At 66.7% G+C, this 1405-nt stretch carries 2 protein-coding genes; both read right to left on the bottom strand.

Annotated elements, in window-relative coordinates; genetic code table 11:
- On the bottom strand, window positions 1-609 hold a 609-nt coding region (locus tag ASC93_RS30050; RefSeq protein WP_229412790.1), incomplete at its 3' end, for a DUF4214 domain-containing protein.
- Between the two features lie 156 nt (window positions 610-765).
- Window positions 766-1405, bottom strand: a 640-nt coding sequence (locus tag ASC93_RS18825; RefSeq protein ID WP_307189014.1) for a choice-of-anchor Q domain-containing protein, incomplete at its 5' end; no start/stop codon positions are given.

Raw genomic sequence — 1405 nt, 5'->3', positions numbered from 1 at the left:
CAGGGTCTTGAACGGCGCGGCCTTCGTGCCCGCGGCCGTGTCCGAGCCGGTCGGCGACACGTAGTAGTTATACGGCGTCGCCGGTACCGTCACCGTCGAGCCCGTGGTGTTATGCAGGCTCATGTATTCAGCACTGCTGCGGATCGCAGCTTCGACGGCGGAGAGCGGCACGCCGCTGGCCACGGCCTGGCTCCAGTACGCGAGGCCGGCCGCATCCGGCGCGCGGCCAAGCAGGCTCTGGTACAGCTGGGTCACCTGCGCGGTTGCCGTGGTCACGGCGGACGACGACGGATTGGCCGCCGTGACGCCGGCGAGCAGGCGGGGCTGCGTCCCGGCGGCGCCCGCGGCGGCGCTGGCGATCGCGCCGTTGAGCGAGCCGGCGCCGGCCAGCGGGTTGATGTCGTAGCCCGTCAGGGCGAAATCCTTCGATGCGGCACCGGCCGCATTCGGCTCACTCGTTGGTCCGGCACCCGTAATGGTGTAGACATGGGCCGTCGTCTGGGCCGACGCGGCGCCGGCGGCGCCGCACGCGGCCAGGAGAACGGCGGCGCTGCTGCACAGCAGTGCGTTGATACGGGTGTTGGATGCGATATTGAGTCGTTGTTTCATTTACATTCCTTGAGTGCGTGGGTTCCCCTGCCGCGGGCGCGAGGCCGGCAGCGTCGGTGTCAGCAGGCGCAACACTGGGAGGCGAACCCGCGGCAGGGCGCCGCGGGCGCTTGGGGTCCGGCAAGCCGGACCGGTACTACCGGGTAAGTGACCGGATCAGTGCTGGTAGGCGCCGATGTCGTAACCCGTGGTGGCGTTACGGGGCTTGCCGCCCAGGTCGGTCGGGTAGGCGTTCGTCGCGATACCGCGGCCGATTGCCGGCGAGCTGATGGTCAGGTGGAAATCGGGCGTCGTCGCGGTGCGCGAATAGCCCTTGAACAGCGGGTCCGAGCTGACCGTCGCCGTGGCGACGAGGCCATTGCGCAGCGAAATGTTGTACGTCGAGTTCTTGGTCACGAGGTTGTTCTTGTACACGTTCTGCTTGCCGGTCACGCCCTGCTCCGAGATGCCGTACTTGTTGTCGTACACGATGTTGTTCGCGACGAAGACATTGTTCGCACCGGCCGTCGTGTAATAGAAGTCGCCGCCGCCGATCACCATGCCGAAGTTCGATGCCGCCGCCGTGTTGTTGGTGATGACCACGTGATTGGCGTCGTGCCACAAGTGGATCGCCACCGCGCCCACGCGGTAGACCAGGTTGTTCTTGATCGAGCCCGAGGTGCTGAAATAAATGCCCTGGACGTACGTGCAGCCGGCCGGGCCGATGTCGTTGACGACGTTGCCGATCACATCCGTCATCACGCCGTGGTAATAGCTGTCCACGCCGATCGCCGAACCGCCGGCGCTCGTGCAGGCG

Source organism: Massilia sp. Root335, from assembly GCF_001425685.1.
Lineage (GTDB): Bacteria > Pseudomonadota > Gammaproteobacteria > Burkholderiales > Burkholderiaceae_D > Telluria > Telluria luteola.
Note: the sequence above shows the minus strand (reverse complement) of the source record. Positions and strands in the feature narration are given on the sequence as shown.